Source organism: Pseudoalteromonas sp. SG44-5 (assembly GCF_014164175.1).
Lineage (GTDB): Bacteria > Pseudomonadota > Gammaproteobacteria > Enterobacterales > Alteromonadaceae > Pseudoalteromonas > Pseudoalteromonas nigrifaciens.
In genome coordinates, this window is record NZ_JACJES010000002.1 from 468,334 (window position 1) to 484,610 (window position 16,277).

Annotated in this window: 26 protein-coding genes; 12 read left to right on the forward strand and 14 right to left on the reverse strand. The window is 42.0% G+C overall.

All coding sequences use genetic code 11. The features are described 5' to 3' along the window. Positions 1 to 54: 54 nt before the first annotated feature. From H5079_RS04405 to H5079_RS04445, 9 genes are all read right to left on the reverse strand, one after another. Entirely contained in the window at positions 55 to 954 is a 900-nt protein-coding gene (locus tag H5079_RS04405) for a hypothetical protein (RefSeq protein WP_182683513.1), read from the reverse strand. Continuing rightward, positions 951 to 1,154: a hypothetical protein gene (locus tag H5079_RS04410; RefSeq protein WP_182683514.1), complete on the reverse strand. Its 204-nt coding sequence runs from the start codon at positions 1,152 to 1,154 to the stop codon at positions 951 to 953. Before H5079_RS04410 ends, H5079_RS04405 begins: the two co-directional genes overlap by 4 nt. Beyond that, complete coding sequence (locus tag H5079_RS04415; protein WP_182683515.1) at positions 1,151 to 1,594, reverse strand: hypothetical protein; 444 nt, start codon at positions 1,592 to 1,594, stop codon at positions 1,151 to 1,153. The genes H5079_RS04410 and H5079_RS04415 overlap by 4 nt, the downstream gene beginning before the upstream one ends. 44 nt (positions 1,595 to 1,638) lie before the next feature. After that, on the reverse strand, positions 1,639 to 2,061 hold the full coding sequence (locus H5079_RS04420; protein ID WP_182683516.1) for a phage virion morphogenesis protein: 423 nt from the start codon (positions 2,059 to 2,061) through the stop codon (positions 1,639 to 1,641). 1 nt (position 2,062) lies between these two features. After that, positions 2,063 to 2,530, reverse strand: coding sequence for a hypothetical protein (locus H5079_RS04425; protein WP_182683517.1), 468 nt, complete (start codon positions 2,528 to 2,530; stop codon positions 2,063 to 2,065). Positions 2,531 to 2,617: 87 nt separating this feature from the next. Beyond that, positions 2,618 to 3,553: a capsid protein gene (locus H5079_RS04430; protein ID WP_182683518.1), complete on the reverse strand. Its 936-nt coding sequence runs from the start codon at positions 3,551 to 3,553 to the stop codon at positions 2,618 to 2,620. Between the two features lie 41 nt (positions 3,554 to 3,594). After that, a complete protein-coding gene (locus H5079_RS04435) occupies positions 3,595 to 3,990 on the reverse strand; it encodes a hypothetical protein (RefSeq protein WP_182683519.1) in 396 nt (131 codons plus the stop codon). 4 nt (positions 3,991 to 3,994) lie between these two features. Beyond that, the gene (locus tag H5079_RS04440; protein ID WP_182683520.1) at positions 3,995 to 5,164 is read right to left on the reverse strand and encodes a hypothetical protein; all 1,170 of its coding nucleotides are present in this window, start codon (positions 5,162 to 5,164) and stop codon (positions 3,995 to 3,997) included. 126 nt (positions 5,165 to 5,290) lie between these two features. Beyond that, on the reverse strand, positions 5,291 to 6,178 hold the full coding sequence (locus tag H5079_RS04445) for a hypothetical protein (RefSeq protein ID WP_182683521.1): 888 nt from the start codon (positions 6,176 to 6,178) through the stop codon (positions 5,291 to 5,293). Between the two features lie 68 nt (positions 6,179 to 6,246). Here H5079_RS04445 and H5079_RS04450 point away from each other — a divergent pair, with 68 nt between their 5' ends. Continuing rightward, positions 6,247 to 6,594 (forward strand): hypothetical protein, encoded by a 348-nt coding sequence (locus H5079_RS04450; RefSeq protein WP_182683522.1) that lies wholly within the window; start codon positions 6,247 to 6,249, stop codon positions 6,592 to 6,594. Positions 6,595 to 6,805: 211 nt separating this feature from the next. Here H5079_RS04450 and H5079_RS04455 read toward each other — a convergent pair whose 3' ends face one another. The 5 genes from H5079_RS04455 to H5079_RS04475 all read right to left on the reverse strand — a co-directional run bounded on the left by H5079_RS04455 (position 6,806) and on the right by H5079_RS04475 (position 9,565). Further along, complete coding sequence (locus tag H5079_RS04455) at positions 6,806 to 7,573, reverse strand: reverse transcriptase domain-containing protein (RefSeq protein WP_182683523.1); 768 nt, start codon at positions 7,571 to 7,573, stop codon at positions 6,806 to 6,808. Beyond that, on the reverse strand, positions 7,570 to 7,722 hold the full coding sequence (locus H5079_RS04460; RefSeq protein WP_167376934.1) for a hypothetical protein: 153 nt from the start codon (positions 7,720 to 7,722) through the stop codon (positions 7,570 to 7,572). The genes H5079_RS04455 and H5079_RS04460 overlap by 4 nt, the downstream gene beginning before the upstream one ends. 235 nt (positions 7,723 to 7,957) lie before the next feature. Continuing rightward, positions 7,958 to 8,437 (reverse strand): hypothetical protein, encoded by a 480-nt coding sequence (locus tag H5079_RS04465; protein WP_182683524.1) that lies wholly within the window; start codon positions 8,435 to 8,437, stop codon positions 7,958 to 7,960. Between the two features lie 54 nt (positions 8,438 to 8,491). Continuing rightward, positions 8,492 to 8,866, reverse strand: coding sequence for a hypothetical protein (locus H5079_RS04470; RefSeq protein WP_182683525.1), 375 nt, complete (start codon positions 8,864 to 8,866; stop codon positions 8,492 to 8,494). 18 nt (positions 8,867 to 8,884) lie between these two features. Then, on the reverse strand, positions 8,885 to 9,565 hold the full coding sequence (locus tag H5079_RS04475; protein WP_182683526.1) for a S24 family peptidase: 681 nt from the start codon (positions 9,563 to 9,565) through the stop codon (positions 8,885 to 8,887). Positions 9,566 to 9,766: 201 nt separating this feature from the next. Here H5079_RS04475 and H5079_RS04480 point away from each other — a divergent pair, with 201 nt between their 5' ends. The 11 genes from H5079_RS04480 to H5079_RS04530 are packed head-to-tail and all read left to right on the forward strand — an operon-like array spanning position 9,767 to position 16,277. Next, complete coding sequence (locus H5079_RS04480; RefSeq protein ID WP_182683527.1) at positions 9,767 to 10,030, forward strand: helix-turn-helix domain-containing protein; 264 nt, start codon at positions 9,767 to 9,769, stop codon at positions 10,028 to 10,030. A 56-nt stretch (positions 10,031 to 10,086) separates the two neighbouring features. After that, positions 10,087 to 10,536, forward strand: coding sequence for a hypothetical protein (locus H5079_RS04485; protein ID WP_115121821.1), 450 nt, complete (start codon positions 10,087 to 10,089; stop codon positions 10,534 to 10,536). Positions 10,537 to 10,583: 47 nt separating this feature from the next. Beyond that, the gene (locus H5079_RS04490; RefSeq protein WP_182683528.1) at positions 10,584 to 10,763 is read left to right on the forward strand and encodes a hypothetical protein; all 180 of its coding nucleotides are present in this window, start codon (positions 10,584 to 10,586) and stop codon (positions 10,761 to 10,763) included. Next, on the forward strand, positions 10,753 to 11,661 hold the full coding sequence (locus H5079_RS04495; RefSeq protein ID WP_182683529.1) for a hypothetical protein: 909 nt from the start codon (positions 10,753 to 10,755) through the stop codon (positions 11,659 to 11,661). The genes H5079_RS04490 and H5079_RS04495 overlap by 11 nt, the downstream gene beginning before the upstream one ends. 9 nt (positions 11,662 to 11,670) lie before the next feature. Beyond that, a complete protein-coding gene (locus tag H5079_RS04500) occupies positions 11,671 to 13,335 on the forward strand; it encodes a Mu transposase C-terminal domain-containing protein (RefSeq protein WP_182683530.1) in 1,665 nt (554 codons plus the stop codon). Next, entirely contained in the window at positions 13,325 to 14,569 is a 1,245-nt protein-coding gene (locus H5079_RS04505; RefSeq protein WP_182683531.1) for an AAA family ATPase, read from the forward strand. The genes H5079_RS04500 and H5079_RS04505 overlap by 11 nt, the downstream gene beginning before the upstream one ends. A 36-nt stretch (positions 14,570 to 14,605) precedes the next feature. Further along, complete coding sequence (locus H5079_RS04510) at positions 14,606 to 14,965, forward strand: hypothetical protein (RefSeq protein ID WP_011328199.1); 360 nt, start codon at positions 14,606 to 14,608, stop codon at positions 14,963 to 14,965. Then, a complete protein-coding gene (locus tag H5079_RS18480) occupies positions 14,962 to 15,360 on the forward strand; it encodes a phage protein GemA/Gp16 family protein (protein WP_041454423.1) in 399 nt (132 codons plus the stop codon). The genes H5079_RS04510 and H5079_RS18480 overlap by 4 nt, the downstream gene beginning before the upstream one ends. Further along, positions 15,361 to 15,555 carry a hypothetical protein gene (locus H5079_RS04520; protein WP_182683532.1) on the forward strand — a complete coding sequence of 65 codons (195 nt, stop codon included), beginning with the start codon at positions 15,361 to 15,363 and terminating at the stop codon, positions 15,553 to 15,555. Continuing rightward, the gene (locus tag H5079_RS04525; protein WP_089368286.1) at positions 15,555 to 15,962 is read left to right on the forward strand and encodes a Mor transcription activator family protein; all 408 of its coding nucleotides are present in this window, start codon (positions 15,555 to 15,557) and stop codon (positions 15,960 to 15,962) included. The genes H5079_RS04520 and H5079_RS04525 overlap by 1 nt, the downstream gene beginning before the upstream one ends. Positions 15,963 to 15,971: 9 nt before the next feature. Then, the gene (locus tag H5079_RS04530) at positions 15,972 to 16,277 is read left to right on the forward strand and encodes a hypothetical protein (RefSeq protein WP_182683533.1); all 306 of its coding nucleotides are present in this window, start codon (positions 15,972 to 15,974) and stop codon (positions 16,275 to 16,277) included.

Here is a 16,277-nt window from a genome sequence, read left to right on the forward strand (position 1 = left end):
CAACTTCACCAGTATTTATATTGGTTATGTTCATTGCTTGAAATCGCATAAGCATTACTCAAAAACAATCGTTAGTTCGTCATAGCCTGTGCCACTGGGTACTAGTTTGCCGTCAAATTCGTAACCGGTTAATTCTGAGTCCAGGCTTACATATTTCGGTTGAGGCATTTGGTAGCGACCAATAATCGTTACTTTTTTACCTGCGGCGGTACCGTGGGTAAATTCAAACATCTGTACTTTGCCAACATCGTCAAAGGGGTTAAAGGTGGCCAGTTCTTCGGCGGTTAGCGTAAAGTTAGCGCTGCTTTCGTGACCGGTTATCATTATATTTTCTTCGTTAATGGCACGGTCAAACACCACGTTATTACCTAAGTCGACCGTAAGCTTGTGCAGCGTGCGTTTAACGTCGTTAAGCTTAAAATCACTGCTATTACTTACGCCAAGTACTTCGGGGCGCACCCAACGGTCCCAATCAACAGCAGGGGCAGCGCTACTTGCAACCGGCGCACTAAACAACCCTTTAAACTGCCAATTCAGCATGGGCTTGCCTTTTTCAAGCGCAAAGCTCACGTTGCCTTTCATTTCGCTAATGTTGTGGGTGTTTTTACCAAAGCGTACTTTGCAAGTCACCGCCACCGCAGCGCCTTTAGTAAAGGTAACGCTTGAGGCATCAGCCACTTGCACCATGCCACACGCTAATAACAGTGGGGCAAAGGCAGGTTCATTACCGGCAGTGCCACTCATAGCAAGCGGGGTTTTAAAGTTAAGGCTTATATGCTCACCATAAAACGTTTCCATACTCGCACCGCTGTAACTGGTTTCTAGCTCGTCTTTTTCGCTTTCGCCTTCAAGAGTCAATTCAACATCACTGGCATAAATAGCGTGTAAGCCCGTTAATGTTGTGCCTAGGGCATCCGCTAAAATGAGTTTGTCTTTAAATCGCCAACTGCTCATGCGTTAGCCTCCACTTTAATTAGCTCACCGCTTTTTAAATTAAAAGCGCCGGCTATTTCATCTCTGTTACCTTTAGCACTTGCAAGTACCTGGTTAACGTTTTGGGCAATCGTCATCGCGCGGGACTTTTTAGGGGTTGTGATCACAACGCCTTTTTCCTCTGCGGGTTTGGTTGATTGCGGCTCGGTTTGTTTGCTCATGGCATCACCTTCACAGTTACGGTATGTAGGCCAGTTACACTAAACTGACACTGATAAATTAAATTATTTGTTTTCTTGCTAAGCTCAATCGTGCGGCCTTTATCAAGTTTTATTGCATCCCACCCCGCATACTGGCACCCAGCCACGGCGGTTTTAACATCACTGCGCAGTTGTTTAATTTGCTCATCAGTGGTGGCATTCCCTGCAGAGCAAGGGATCACAATCATCACCGCAAACACATCTTTAACCTGGTACTCATCAAGCCCGGGCACTTCATTGGTATTGATGTTGTCATCGGCCAGTGGCAATACAAACAGTTGCGCACTGTGTACTGCATGTTCACGCACGTAGTTAAAGTCGCTTGCAAAGCCAACAGTTGCATTAAGCACAGTGTTGCTTAGCAAGGTTTCAATGTTGTTTAAATCAAAGTTAAATGCCATTTAAATGCTCTTTAAATACTGTTTAAACTTAACTAAGGGACTGTTTAAATTAACCAATCAGTAATGATGTCGTTAATTTCAGTCTCTTGCACAGCAGCAATACCCAGTATTGGCCTTGCTGTTAAGGTCACGCTTTTATTACGGCCGGCTTTACCACCAAAATGGTGTATGGCTGCGTACTTTTCGCCTAAGCCATGCTCAAGCGTATTGCCATTTACGTTATGCGTAACAGAGCCTGCTAAGTTACGCTCATCAGTAAGCGTTAAACCGCCACGGTCTTTGGCTGCTTGCGACTGCTCCCACTTACGGCCTTCGGGTGTTACTTCACGTAAAAATCGAGTGGTGACGTCCATGTCTAAAAAGGCACCAATGTCGTCCAGTACATCAGCTGGTTCACCGCTTGTGTTTGCAATTTGGGTTAAGCGGGGCAGTGCATTACCCGTTATATTTATAAATACACCCGCCAATTTAATAGCCTGGCCAGTTAAATTGAGTGCCCGCAACTCTTGTTCGCATCCCTGTTCTTGTGGCTACGGGCCCGTCTTCCTTAATTTGGATCACGCCTTTACTAACCTTGTCTAGCATCGCCATAGCACTGCTTTTAAGGTTTTTAAGGTGTTCGTCTGCAATGTTAGGGGCAAGTTCACAATGCATTAAATCATTAGCTATGCCCGGTAATACCGAGCCATCAATGTCGCGTTGGTTTAGCTCAAACCGCGCTACATACCCTGCTATAACTGAATTTACATTTTTTTGCGCTTGGTTATACCAAGCATTAATCTGCGCTTGTAACTCACTATACGTTTCACTTAAAAGTGCGGCTTCTACATCGTCACGAGTAGGGCGACTGCCCGCCACCGCAAACTTAGCCGTAGCAAATTGCAACAGCACATTAATGCCAACTTTGTCGATAACTGCTTGAACTGTCGTAAACATACACACCTCAGTTAGTAAAAAAAGGCCCCAAAAAAAACAAAAAAAGAGGCCTTTTAACTAGGGAACAATGAAAAATTAAATCTAGCGTTAGCCAGGCGTTAATACGTTGGTAAGTAAAATACCGCAATCTTTTGCAATAACTTGCTCTTGTACGGCTTCGCCTACCATAATTTCAACACCGCCATTTAAGCCAGCAGCTACATCGCGGTTGCCCGACGTACGCGAGCCATAACGGGCGGTTAGCGCAAAGGTCATACGGTTATTGTTAAACGACGCAAGCGGATCGTGGTAAGTAAACGACAAGCTATCTTTCCACACGCGTTGCAGATCAAGTGCCTGGCCTTTTTTAGCTGTGTTCAGTCGCGCTTGGCCTACGGTTATATAATCAAGCTCAAGTACTTCTTTAATATAACTCCATGGCACTAGGCCTTGGTCGCCACTGGTACCGTTAAACGCTTTTAGTAACTTAGGGTGGGTACGCAGCTTAGTGGCCACACTTTGCGATAGCGTCATGGCATTTGGGCGCATAAGCGGTGCATCAAGCATGTCTAAAAAGAACGGCAAAATATCCAGTGTTGCATCATCTAAACGCTTTTGTCCGCCCGCCGCTAATGATTGAGTGCTACCAAAGTTAGCGGCTTTGTTGTACATATTAGCAACGCGTATTTCACGGTTAAGCAATACCAAATCAGTTAAACTTTCAGCAGCATGTAAACGCGGGTTATAGTTTGCTGGCGCATTCGTAACATCGTCATTTGGCACAACATCAGCTAAGCCATAATCAACAACTGAACCGGTTCTATCTTCAACACTAAATTCAACTTGATTAGGGGACGATTTACGGCCAATCTTATCGTCTACAACGGTGAATTTTTCGCCTTTTTTATACTCGGTCCATTTGTAGTTACGTAACCCAACCGGCGAATAAGGTGCAAGTGTATCTGCAACCAAGGCTTTATTTTTGTAAGCAATGGCAATCGCCGTTTGCTCAACATCAGGGGTAAATGGCATACCATTACTCATGACAAATCCTTATTATATAAATTTAAGTTAATCCAGCTGCGCTATGCAGTTGGAATAGTCGCTATTACTTGTGGCGCTAAAAATATGTCACCAATTACACCCACGTCACCGTCTTCCATAGCCCAGCCTGCAATATGTATTTGTGTCTCACCTACACTAGTAGCTAAGTCAAATGCAACTGCCTTACCGTCTGCGTCTGCAACAATTAAATCACCCGCTTCAATTACACCACCAAATTCAACCGGCGCACTTTGAGTCATAACCACATCTATTCGTAAATGCTCGTCTGTACCTTGCTCAGTTACGCCGGCATACGCTGCGCTTGCATCTACCGCACTTGCTACAGCAAAATCAGCCACTGGCGATACAACAACCAAGCGGTTGGCAGCAATAACAGCTGTTGCCACAAAGTTTTTAATAAATCCTGGGTTTGCCATAGTCTTATGCCTTTTTAATGTGGTCCAGCGCAGCGGTAATGCTAATAGTCACGCCTTTGCTAGATTGTGATTGTTGATAATCAAGCGCTTTAGCTGCTAGTGTTTCTGCACTATCGTCTGTTACTTCGCCGTTTTTATCGTCTTTATTAAACTCGCTCGTCAAGCCAGTTTGCTCTGGTAAGCCTTTTAAAAAGCCTTCAAACCAGGTCGCAGGTTTAAGCTCTTGGTTTTTACCGTCGCTGGCTGCAAATTCAAACGTGGCATCGCCATCATTTAACTTGGCCATAAACTCAGCCACACCATCGGTATTCGTTAAACGCGGCGCTTTACCACCGTTCACTTCGGTATTAATAAAGGTGCTGGCCGCGGCAACACGCTGCGCGTATTCCAACTTAGCGTTTTTAGCGTTCGCTGCATCAATTTGGTCTTGCAGCGCCTTTCTTTCTTTTTCATCCATTGCATTGTCCTCATGGGTGGGTGGGGTGGCGTTGCTATTTACAACGGTATCAATACCATCAACGCCTTTATTAAATTCTGTATTGTTGTCGCTATTGGCTTTAGCACGTTCATGCTCAGCAATAATGGTTTCTTCTTTTAACCATTCACCTTCGTAATTAGGCACAACCTTATCAGCCGCTTCACTACCAAAGCGGTCGGTTATAAAGCCACGTAAATTACTCATAAGGCGGGTAAGGGTGTTAGATGTGTGCAGCGATATGTCGTCAATATCGCCTGCAGCAAACTCTAGGGTAAGGGTGTCTGCATCATCTGTTTGGTTAAACTGCCAGGCAAGGCCTTCAACAGCAGGGGGCTTGCCACCTAAATAACCAATGTGCGCAAGTTGGTAGCCATTAGCTACTTTTTCTAATCGTACCGAGCGGTTAGGATAGCGCTTATCGGCTACAGCTTGGGCAAACTCAGCGCAAACATCGTCTGCTTTAGCAAACAAAGAGCCGCCTTCTGCTTTTAAATCACTGGCCCAGCCCCATGCAGCATCGTGCATTTTAGGATGGCCAATAACCAGCGGAGCGGTTTTAGGTTTAAAGTTGGTTACAACGCTGTTTAAATCCGCGTCGCTAAATGTATGTGTTACGCCTTTAGAATCGGTTTGTGTACCGGCTCTAAATACTTCAAACCAATTAAATTTGGTGTTTGTGCTTGTTTTGTTTGCCATGTTCCCAGTGCCAATAAACTAACTAAGTGGCACCAGTGTATTGGGGGGAGGGCTATTGAACCGCTGGAAAAGACTTTACAGCGCTATTAGAGGTAACCTAAAGATATTAAGTTACAACATTAAGGTTTACAATACATCAAGTTCCTCAATTTGTTTTATTGTTTCTTTAAGTAATTCATCTAAGGATTGTCTATATTTTTGATAATCACTTACGCCATTAAAACAAATAATCGAATATAGAAACGTGAAAGTACTAATTATGCTTTTTTCTAAGTCCTCATGAACATACAATGTGGATTTATATAAAAATCCATCAAGATAAAAGGAATAATAAAACGTCTTATTCAAACGATTTACTTCAATTACTTCATAGTGATCATGATCATGATAATCGTCATCGTCATCGTCATCGTCAACATTACTTGCCGTTGTTATAACCGCTATATGGTACTCTTCAACATGTTCTGAATAAGATTCAATTACTGAGTTGAACTTAGCAGAGACATCTTTGATAAAATTACTATTTAATTCAGTTGTGAAGTTACTAACTGAAGAGCTTGGGAATAATATTTTGTAAAGGCGCTCAGGGCTTAAATTAAAAGAGTCTTCTGGGTGACGCTTTTTTAAAGCTTCACAATGTTCAACGAAATATTTGTAATGGTTAAAAAAATTATTAGATGAGTTGTTTTGTTCCACTAAGTGATTGCTTTTCGCTTTTTGTTTTGAGGAATGAAATCGGTTAATCATTACTGCAAGCGTAAGTGGAACAGTTAATAACGCAATGGGAAAAGCATAGTAACTCACAAAGCCAGCTAATGACTCAGCACTAACATGAGGGTTATATAGACCTTTCGTTATTAATTCCTCAGTCAACCTATAAAAAAACCATGCAATAAATAATAATGGAGCTAGAACAACCAACCAAAACAGCCTGTTTTCGTGAAGAGCTTTATCCTCTTGAACTTTAAACCAGTCACTAACTAACCATTTTGAAACCTTTTTCACTATTCCCATATCAATTCCCTTGAACTTAATTTGTTAACTACTATATTAAAGAAATCCATAATAACCAAGGACTGGCGATGTTATCAAAGAAAATAATCTTCTTAGTTATAGTTGGCTTAACTGCTTTTTATTTAAATCTATATTTTCAAAATAACCAAGCACAAAACATTGAATATGGTAAACCCGATGAAATATCGCCTAACATGTACGGCACACTCACGCAGCGTATTATCCAAAACACAAACCCACTACTAACAGCAAAAATTAAAAGCAGCTTTAGTGATGGTTATATTTCAACGGATGAATACATAGCAATAGCCCAGCAACATATAGTATTAAAAGACCCACTGCGCTCAAGTAAGCAAATAAACTATTCAACTAGCAAAGCTAAAGCCGATTTAACCAGTGCCTTAAATGCGCTATAACAAGTGAATCTAACAAACACACCCCGCAAATGAGTTTAAACCATGTTTAAACTGCGTTTAAATTCGACTGGGTGTGTTTAAACGGCTTCAACTCAAGCCAATGTAGCCACAAAACAAAGCAGGGTGCTTAAAATAGCTTACAGGCGTTAATGTATTTTGGGTATAATAAATGAAAAAGTGTTAGAAGTTTGTATACTTAAATAATCTAGGGTCAAATTAAAAGCTTAGATTGCTTTTTGTTAACACTACCAACATATGATCCGATTCCTTTCTTTTGATGATCTGAATTACTCAAAGAATATGCTCGTTGAAATTTAACAAACCTTTCGTACTCAATTTTCATCTCATTATGGTAAATTTCTATATTAAATGCGGTTGTCTTTTCAGAAACTTTATTTGATTTTTTATCATTAATTAGGAACTTTGACTTCTCTAATTTATCAATCAACTTATCATAAATATTATTAAGAGCACTTTCGTCATTTGAAGATATTACAATGTCATCCATATAAACTGACACAGTTGCTAAATTATTTTTATATATTTCCTCTAAAAAAATACCTAGCGCACTATCAGCTAAACATATAGAAGCAAGTAATGGAGATTGTATAAAGCCGTAGGGTAGGTGATGAGAGTGGGGGTAATTTCCCATTACTTTAACGGTAGACAGTTTTGCTATTTCTCTAGCTTTTTCGTAACTGATAATTTTCTTTAACGCTCTTGTAATTCTACTACGACTTATATAGCCAAAAAAATCAGCTATATCGATTGTTGAAAAGAAATTATTTTGTAAATGAACAGATAATGCTTCTACATGTCCACCAGATCTTAAGTGATAATAATACGAAGGGGATCGCCATGATTTATTAAGTGTTTTTAGTACATTTTCACCAGACTTACGACTTGAAGAGCTTGGGTTGTAAACCCACCTACCAGGTTTAATTTCGAATCTATTGGACCAACTGGAATTGTAAATCATTTTTTTAGCAAATATGAGTAATTAAAAGCCATGTTAAAGAGATCGATAACAATCAGCATAAAGTCATAAAATTCATTTAAGAATCCAATAACGGCTGTTGCTAATTCGATACGCTCTTTAACTAGACTATGTTTAGATTTATCTTCCATACATAACCCTCCATATCTCCCTGACATGTCTAGCGCAAGCGCAAGCGCATGACTAAAAACTAACTGAGTAGGCAACAATGAGACAATTAGATACAATTAGAATCATCATAGGAGCCTATAAGAATCACAATAGTGACATACATGAAGGGAGCGGCAAGTGCCACCTAATGTCAGGAATCTAAATTGTACATAGCCTACTAAAAATATCAACCTATTATAAAGTCTAAACTATTAATTAATGTCCATAATATTTATTACTAAACCTAACAACAATCGGCGTTCCGTCTTGCTCACAGGTAACACTAATCTTTAATTTTTCTTGATGATCATAGTAAGTGACTAAATGGGTCATTCTGTCTCGTTCTTCTAACTTTGTTGGATTCACAGCAACAGCATTTAACACCGCAATAGGATCAAACGGTTCTGTTTGGCTGCATGGTGCAGTATCTAGCAAATAAATCTCAGAATATGTAATAACACCATCAGTGCTGTCATAGCGGGTTTTGTATTGCGAGGTAGTTGTAGTAATTGAACCATTGGCAGTCGCGGCAGTCTTTAAAATATCACTTGCTGCTTCAAGTCTAAACTTTAGGAACCGATCCGGGCTAATAAAATCTTTCGGTGGTGGAGTAAGTTGTGTAGCTTGCACTTCTTCTTCCTTACCGCAGCCGACAAGTACCGCACATATAGCAGCTGTTATAAAAACACTTTTCATAAATAATCCCTTATTAAATAAACGTTAAAACTAAAAACCTACTTTACATGCTCTCTACTTACCAAAAATAAACAGCCCAACAAAAAAGATGATTGCAAAGGCAACAACATAACCAATAATTTTGATTTCGCTTTCTTCTTGCGCTTGATTCAACTCTACCTCAGCGGTTTTGGCTTCAATCTGAGCTACTTCTAATAGTTTTTTAGATGTTTCTAATTCTAGTATTGAACTCAAAGCGTTCATTTCTTCACTATAAAACTGTTCGAATTTCTCAGCATCGTCTTCGCTTAGTTCTTTAGTTAAATCTTTAAGTTCATCGTCTAAATCAAGCATTAGCTGCGGAATAGTATTATTTGAAATTGCTTCATTTATCCTAAGATCATGCTGTTTAGCTAGTTCACGTATATATTTGCGCTCTAACAGCTCCATCTGCATTCCTTTTTATTATCAATCCACTTTACGCGCACGTTGTAGCACACGCTCTACACGGCCAAGCACGCTAAAGCGTCCAGCGTTAATATCATCCGCATCAACAAAAAAGCCAGAATAGGCGCTGTTGTCGCTAGTGATGTTATAGCCCTTACTTTTAAAGTCGTACTGAATACGCTTTACAAAAATCTCATCATCAAAGCGCAGTACGCACACACCTTCACGTGCATCAGTTTGGTCATCAATCAACGAGACTAAGGTTAAATCACCGTCAAACAAGGTGCTTTCCATGCTATCGCCGCGCACAGGTACTACCGTTAGCTTTTTGTTATGTAGGTTATTTTGCTGCAACCAACGGCTCGATAATTCAAACCGTGCAATTGGGTGCTCAGCTATTACCAGCGCACCACCACCGGCACTAGCCGCTAAATCGTATTGTGGCACAGCCGTTAAATCAGCATGACTGGTTTGTAACGTTGTACTTTTTGTTTTCACTAAAGGTTGGGGAGCGCTTTTAGAGCCTTTAAGTATGTAGTTAATATCAAAACCTATATCAGATAGGGCAATTAACTTATCGGAAGGAATTGGATGTCCCGCCTCCCACCTCAGAAAAGTTGTTTTACCAACACCAATAGCTTTTGAAGCTTCAGCTTGCGTTAACCCTAACCGGTTACGTTCATCGCGCAAAAAAGTTGCCATTTATTGAAACTTTTAACCATTTTAATCGCATTAAACATCAGTAACTTACAATAAAATGAAGTTTAAGTGCAATATATTGAAACTAAAGGCGTTGACAGTTTCAATATATTGAAACTATACTTGCCACACATTAACAAAAACATACTCTTTGTATCTCGCCAAAGAACATAAAAGAGTATGTAAACCAAAAGGCACTTTACAATGAAACCAGACCAAATTAAACAAGCACTTGAAGAAAAAGGCTATTCACTATCAATTGTTGCTACTGCACTAGGCTTAAACCTGTCACACGTTAGCAGTGTTGTTTATCAACACACCACCTCATACAAAGTAGCCTCTGCTATTGCCAAAATTATTGGTAAACCGGTAGAAGCCATTTTCCCAGATGTATCTGCTTATACAAAAAATAAAGATACCCGCAGCCAAAAAGTACAAGCGCTGCGCGAGCTATTAGCCAGCGAATAACAGCATCGGCAATAACGCATTTTAAATCAATGTAATTGTGTAAGAGATTTTTACCTATGGAACATTTAACAATGGCACAAAAAAACCAAATGACTAAAAGTATACTTGAAGCCGATGTTGCACCCGACTGCGATATATATCACTTATTTATTCACAGCGTATGCTCAGCCATGAAGCGCTCTGGCTTTAGCCGCCCAGTAATAGCGGACCGTATGAACGACGCTTTGCACTCGCAAAACAACGAGGTTGATCAGTCAAAACTCAATAAGTGGCTAGCACCTAGCCAAGCCCACTACATGCCAATGCATTTTTTACCTGCACTGTGCTACGCCGTGCGTTCAACCGAGCCTGCCAATGTATTGCTAAAACCTATTTTATTTAAAGCGGTTGATCAGCGCTCGCAGCTATTGCAACAACACGCCGAGCTGCAAATGGAAATAGAAGAGCGCACCGCCATGCAGCGCTACATTACCGAGTCGTTACTCACCAACGACGACCAAGAATGACAGCACCATTACACCACCCGCTATAAAACCAAATTAAGGCTAAAACAATGACCATCAAAGACCAAGCTCCGTCTAAAAAACACCAAATTAGTAATATTGAGGCTGATGTAATGCTGTTAGCAAACAACAAAAGCGTAGTTAGGCCACAACTTACATCGGTAACAAACCTTAAAACGGGCACGGCTTCATCCATACCAAGCATCTCAGGAGCGCACTATGAGCACTGAGTTAACAGAGCAAACATTCTCTGCCGAAGAGCAACAGCAGCTTAGTGCCAAAATAGAGAAAATGGCGGGGCATATACAGCTAGTTATGCCAGATTCGGTTGACGAAGCATGGCAACTGGTTGTGCGTATGGAAGAGCAAGCGTTGGTAGAAACCGCAAAACGGGGGCTTTTATATATGTCGATCAAAATGCATTTAGGCCACGGCGAATTTGAACGCAAGTTACGTGAACACACTATCGCACCACGCTCAGCTCAAAGCAGTATCGCTGTCGCAAAAATGTTTTTGGCGTTGCCAGAGGCAAAAGCGCGGACGTCGGCGCTTTTAAACATGAATAAAAGCAAACTGATTGAAATGGCGCGCCTACCAGTTGAAACCGTGGAATCACTTGATGACGAAGATCTAGACACGCTTAATGATTTGTCTGTACGTGAGTTTCGTAAAGAAATTCGTAAGCTGAAAGACAAGCACACTGATCTTGAAGAGCAAACCGCCACGCTTATAAACGCCCTTGAAAACGAGCGCTTAACTAAAGCCCCAACCCAAATGTACCAGTTACCTATGTTAGTAGCGCAGGTGCGCCAAAAGGCTTTTGCACACAACGCAGTAGTAAACGAGTCACTTGAAGAGTTTATTGCTATGGCTGAGCAGCTCTGTAATGCCCGCGACCTCGATTTAAACCACCGCATTGGTGCAGCGCAAACAACCTGGCATTTATTCTTAGCGGTACAGCAACGCATTACCCATATGCTCAACCGTTTAAGTGGCGAGTTTGGCCCAGAGCATTTAACCGGCGCTGACTGCATACCGCAATTTGCCGAAGATGAATGGCAAGACGCCCAAGCAAACCGTGAATACATGCTAGCCATGTTTAACGACCAAACTAAAACCCATAAGTAGGAGAGAGCAATGCATCCTGCAGTTCAACGATTTAATCGCTTACCAAGCACTGGTAGCGAACTAAGTTGGCAAAATGCCAGCGAAACCGCCCGTAAAAAAGCCCAAAGCCGTGCTGTACTTGTGCGCCACTTGCTTACCCAAGAAGGTGGGTTACCAAAAGCGTTTGAGTTACTTGTAACTAATTACCGTGCAAACCTAGCGCCTAGCACCTTAATGGGCGCTATTGAAGTGCTAGGTAAGTTGCCTGGCCGCGCCACTATATATAACTGGTGTAATGCGTACAAAGACAATGGCATTAATGGCTTATTACCTAACCATAAAGGCAAAGCACAAACCCAGTACAGCTGGCTTGCACGTAGCCTTGAGCTGTACCACAGCCCAAACAGCCCAAGCTTTGCGCAAGTGAGCGACCAATTAAATAAAGAGGGTTACAAGGCACAGCACCACCAAGTACGCCGCTTTATAAATGCATTACCCCATGAGCTAGGCCCACAAAGCCCATACCGTATGGGTGCAAAGCTGTATCGCGAAAAGCACAAAGATCACTTACTGCGCTCAACCGACAACATTAAGCCTGGCGTTATGTATAACGGCGATGGCCACACCATTGACGTGTATTTAGCGCACCCTAAAACAGGCAAGCCATACCGCGCAGAACTTACCGCGTTTCAAGACGTAGCAAGCCGCTGCATTGTTGGCTGGGAACTTGGCTACGCCGAAAGCACGATTGATACTTTAGCCGCTATTAGCCGCGCTATTAAAGTACATAACAACGTGCCTGCCATGTTTTATTTAGATAACGGCTCTGGCTACAAAAACAAACTAATGAACGACGACACCACCGGCTTTTATGCCCAGTTTGAAATAGACGTTATTTTTGCCATACCTGGCAATGCCAGAGCCAAGTGGATAGAGCGTTTCTTTTTGCACATGGAAGACCGTGTAGGCAAAAAGTTTAGCACTTATTGTGGTCGCCATCATAACGATCGCCATAAGCAGCTAGTACTAAAAGAAGCCAAGCAAGGCAAACGTAAACTGCCAAGCGTTGACGAGTGGATAGCTGAGTTTAAAGCCTTTTTAAACGACTACCACAACAGCGCCCACCCAGAAGTTAAAGGTAAAACTCGCCAACAAGTGTGGGATGAAAACGTTGACCGCGTACCACCGGTAGAGGGCGACTTTGTAATGCTGCCGCGCGAAACGGTAAACATTCGCCGTGGGCGCTTTCGCTTGCATCAACGTGATTACAGTGCCGACTTTTTGCACCAGTTTAATGGCCAAGAACTGATTGCAGCCTACGACATGCACGACGACAGCTACACCAAGCTTTATAAGTTAAACGGTGAGTTTTTAATGGTTGCTAACTTAAAAAGCAAAACCCATGCAATACCGTCTTCGCGTGTTGAGCAAGCCCAGCAAAAACGCCTTACAGGCCGCGAAAAACGCTTACAAGTGCATTTACAAGAAGTGCGCGCCCAAGAAGCCAGTACACGCATTATTGATATTGATGCAGTCACTGAGCTGGCCGCGCCTGTTAATGCCATTACTGAGCAGTTAACCCCAGTAAATATTTTTGATTTTGACGTAGCACCTGCAGTGCCACAACACGAAATTGACCTAAACGAATTATTAGACCAACCACTTTTACGTAAGGAACACAGCTATGAGCTATAACCAACCATTCCCATACACACCCGAGCAAACGCTACGTGTTGAGCTTATTAACCAAGAGCTGAGCACCACAGGCATGAGCATTGAGGAGCTAAATTGTGGCTTTGCGCTGCAATCGGCTAAAGAAGTGCTGGCAAATAAATGCACTATAAACCCTGAAAAAATTATTGTAGCTATGTGGCATAAGCTTTTTGGTGAAGCGGCTATTACCGACATTGAAAAACGCAACGGCTTTAATAAGTCGTATGCTAAAGCCGATCGCGAATTAGCATCACGTATTTGTTTGCGCTTGCAGTCGCCCGAAATACGCGATCAAAACATTACCAGCGCCAGTATTGCTGTAAGCATGGGTAAAAGCACCTCGTCTATTAGCCAATTAATTAACGGTAAATACAACGCTAAACCCACTAAACACTTACACGACATTTGGGCGTTAATTTGCCCTGCAGACGTTGACCAAGGCAAGGCTAATAACAACCCCGCCGAGCGTAAGCAAATTAGTATTGTGTACGGCGATGTACGCTTTATTCCTACTAGTACCTCTAAGCTTATTGCTATGGCGTGCGACCAAGCGCGCGCACGTAAGCGCTTTAGTGTGTTTGCAGGCCAAGCGGGCCTAGGTAAAACCAAAGGTATTAATGAATATTGCCGCCAAAATAAAGAAGCCATTTTAATCGCCGGCAGCGAGCAAACCAGTAGTACCCAAGTGCTTGAGCAGTTAACTGCAGCCCTGGGCTTATCGCGCTGCCCAAGTGCGTATAAAAACATGCAAAAAATTATTATGGCACTGCGCGATACCGACCGTTTAATCATTTTAGACGAAGCCGATAAGTGCAAGCCTAACTCACTCGACCCACTGCGCACCATTAGCGACCAAGCCATAGTAGGCGTAACCCTGGTTGGCAACATTCAGCTCGTAGACAAACTGCAAACCCAAGAGCGCTACGAACTAATAGCAAGCCGCGTGTGCTTTTGGCCTAAACCCATTGGCCAAATAACCGTTGAAGACATTCGCACCCTGTTTTTAGAGCTAACCGAGGGCACAGTAAAACTCGCCCAAGACGACGCAAAATGGTGGCAGTGGCTGCACAAACGCGTTGAAGGTAATGCACGTGAACTGGTTGAAAACCTGTTACCGCATTTGCTTAACCACACAAATAAAAACCCAGACACGGCCATAGATAAACTTTTAATAAATGGCATTTTTTCATCAGTACTTAATAAACCAGCGGTTTAAACGCCGTTTAAACATAATTTAAATAAGGATTTAATCATGGCATTTTCAATAAAATTAAACACAGCACGTTACACAGCACAATTGGCATTTAGTGATCGCGTTACTAACCAAAGCATGTTTTCGCTACTGGCAAAAATGGACCCACAGGGAGAGTTAATCGACAGCTGCGACGGTAATATAAAAGCGGCATTTGCAACCTTAGTTGCCGATAAGCTTTTTGCAATACATCACGTGCACGAGGTTAATTCTCATGCCCATACAGCACGTCGATTTAATACTATTTATCGTCATTTTCCACTAGTTTTTACTGAAGGTATGCACGACTGGGGCATTAAAATAATTGCCATTACCGACTCACCAACCTTCGAATTTGTAGCCCAGGAGGAAATAGCGTGAGCAACTTAATACAGCAAATAAAAATTGCCCAAAAGGCGGCGGGTATCGACCAAGATACTCACCAACTTAATGTGTCGTACATTGCAGATGGCCGCACAAATACATGCACAGGGCTTAGTAAGCTTGAACAACAGCAGCTGCTTGCTCGTTACCGTGCTATGAACCCTAATGCAGGTAAAAAGCAATTACCTGCACAGCTAAAAATGATTTACAGCCTATGGGGGCAGCTGCACCGAGCAGGTGCGGTAAATGTAGATTCTAAGCAGGCATGCGACGCGTTTTGCGAAAAGCATTTACAAGGTAAAACCCTATATAAAAGTGCGCAGCAGTGGCCGCATATTATAGAAGTGCTTAAGCAATGGCTTGCACGTCAAAAGGCTGAGCAGGGGGCTTAAATGGCTAATTACGAAGAGCACCAAAACTTTACTATTAACCCACGCAACCCGCAGTACCAAGAGGTGTTAAATCGCCGCGCAGTAAAAGCGGGCGACGTTAAAAAAAGTAAAGCCAGGCGCAATGTTGAAGCCTACAAAGAGCAGCGTGAAATTGACCGCGAATATAATTTAGAACACTTACTGGAGGGTGATTAATGAGTTCAGTAACAATTGATATGCGTGCATTACCTTATGGTTTGCGCAGCATAGTTAAGCATTTAGGAGTTGAAAAAACGATTGCTATTTTAACCGAAAAACAAGGGCAAATGTTTTATATACCCAAGCAGCCAACAGCTGATCACGAAGTGGTTAAAATTTTTGGTATGGATGTAGTCAACGAGCTACTAGCAGAATACGAAACTAAGCATTACCAAATGCCCATGTTACACAAAGTACTAATGCAAATTCGTAACCAAGAAATATGCAAAGAGCTGGATAACAAAACCAGCACCATTCAACAGCTGGTAATGCGTTTTAAAATTACGCGTCAGCAAATAACCAGTATTTACAGCGCGTATCAGTTAGAGCGCAATCACGAAACGCAACTCAATTTGAGTTTGTAGGGGAATAACATGGATACCAATACTGAAAATAAAGCGTGTAACTGTTTTAAAGATACATTAAACCGCGTCAAAGACCATTTAACAGAGCAAGGCAAAGTACCTGCAGACGCCATTAATATAGGTTTTAGGTGGCAAGGGCAATCAATGATTCTAACTGAGGGGGAGTACTCGCCAGTAAACCCTAAAGTTGAAGTTGAATTTCAAGCAGCCAAAAAAGGCGGTGGCCATGCACGTAATAAAACTAAAATCGACATTTCGATAATGGCTACACATTGCTGTTATTGCGGCCGTGAATATCAAAGAAACAATGCTTAG

What these genes read in the sequence shown, in the direction of transcription:
- H5079_RS04405 (WP_182683513.1), bottom strand. Translation starts at nt 954, where the DNA reads ATGAGCAGTTGGCGATTTAAAGACAAACTCATTTTAGCGGATGCCCTA.
- H5079_RS04410 (WP_182683514.1), bottom strand. Translation starts at nt 1,154, where the DNA reads ATGAGCAAACAAACCGAGCCGCAATCAACCAAACCCGCAGAGGAAAAA.
- H5079_RS04415 (WP_182683515.1), bottom strand. Translation starts at nt 1,594, where the DNA reads ATGGCATTTAACTTTGATTTAAACAACATTGAAACCTTGCTAAGCAAC.
- H5079_RS04425 (WP_182683517.1), bottom strand. Translation starts at nt 2,530, where the DNA reads ATGTTTACGACAGTTCAAGCAGTTATCGACAAAGTTGGCATTAATGTG.
- H5079_RS04430 (WP_182683518.1), bottom strand. Translation starts at nt 3,553, where the DNA reads ATGAGTAATGGTATGCCATTTACCCCTGATGTTGAGCAAACGGCGATT.
- H5079_RS04435 (WP_182683519.1), bottom strand. Translation starts at nt 3,990, where the DNA reads ATGGCAAACCCAGGATTTATTAAAAACTTTGTGGCAACAGCTGTTATT.
- H5079_RS04440 (WP_182683520.1), bottom strand. Translation starts at nt 5,164, where the DNA reads ATGGCAAACAAAACAAGCACAAACACCAAATTTAATTGGTTTGAAGTA.
- H5079_RS04445 (WP_182683521.1), bottom strand. Translation starts at nt 6,178, where the DNA reads ATGGGAATAGTGAAAAAGGTTTCAAAATGGTTAGTTAGTGACTGGTTT.
- H5079_RS04450 (WP_182683522.1), top strand. Translation starts at nt 6,247, where the DNA reads ATGTTATCAAAGAAAATAATCTTCTTAGTTATAGTTGGCTTAACTGCT.
- H5079_RS04455 (WP_182683523.1), bottom strand. Translation starts at nt 7,573, where the DNA reads ATGATTTACAATTCCAGTTGGTCCAATAGATTCGAAATTAAACCTGGT.
- H5079_RS04460 (WP_167376934.1), bottom strand. Translation starts at nt 7,722, where the DNA reads ATGGAAGATAAATCTAAACATAGTCTAGTTAAAGAGCGTATCGAATTA.
- H5079_RS04465 (WP_182683524.1), bottom strand. Translation starts at nt 8,437, where the DNA reads ATGAAAAGTGTTTTTATAACAGCTGCTATATGTGCGGTACTTGTCGGC.
- H5079_RS04470 (WP_182683525.1), bottom strand. Translation starts at nt 8,866, where the DNA reads ATGGAGCTGTTAGAGCGCAAATATATACGTGAACTAGCTAAACAGCAT.
- H5079_RS04475 (WP_182683526.1), bottom strand. Translation starts at nt 9,565, where the DNA reads ATGGCAACTTTTTTGCGCGATGAACGTAACCGGTTAGGGTTAACGCAA.
- H5079_RS04480 (WP_182683527.1), top strand. Translation starts at nt 9,767, where the DNA reads ATGAAACCAGACCAAATTAAACAAGCACTTGAAGAAAAAGGCTATTCA.
- H5079_RS04485 (WP_115121821.1), top strand. Translation starts at nt 10,087, where the DNA reads ATGGAACATTTAACAATGGCACAAAAAAACCAAATGACTAAAAGTATA.
- H5079_RS04490 (WP_182683528.1), top strand. Translation starts at nt 10,584, where the DNA reads ATGACCATCAAAGACCAAGCTCCGTCTAAAAAACACCAAATTAGTAAT.
- H5079_RS04495 (WP_182683529.1), top strand. Translation starts at nt 10,753, where the DNA reads ATGAGCACTGAGTTAACAGAGCAAACATTCTCTGCCGAAGAGCAACAG.
- H5079_RS04500 (WP_182683530.1), top strand. Translation starts at nt 11,671, where the DNA reads ATGCATCCTGCAGTTCAACGATTTAATCGCTTACCAAGCACTGGTAGC.
- H5079_RS04505 (WP_182683531.1), top strand. Translation starts at nt 13,325, where the DNA reads ATGAGCTATAACCAACCATTCCCATACACACCCGAGCAAACGCTACGT.
- H5079_RS04510 (WP_011328199.1), top strand. Translation starts at nt 14,606, where the DNA reads ATGGCATTTTCAATAAAATTAAACACAGCACGTTACACAGCACAATTG.
- H5079_RS04520 (WP_182683532.1), top strand. Translation starts at nt 15,361, where the DNA reads ATGGCTAATTACGAAGAGCACCAAAACTTTACTATTAACCCACGCAAC.
- H5079_RS04525 (WP_089368286.1), top strand. Translation starts at nt 15,555, where the DNA reads ATGAGTTCAGTAACAATTGATATGCGTGCATTACCTTATGGTTTGCGC.
- H5079_RS04530 (WP_182683533.1), top strand. Translation starts at nt 15,972, where the DNA reads ATGGATACCAATACTGAAAATAAAGCGTGTAACTGTTTTAAAGATACA.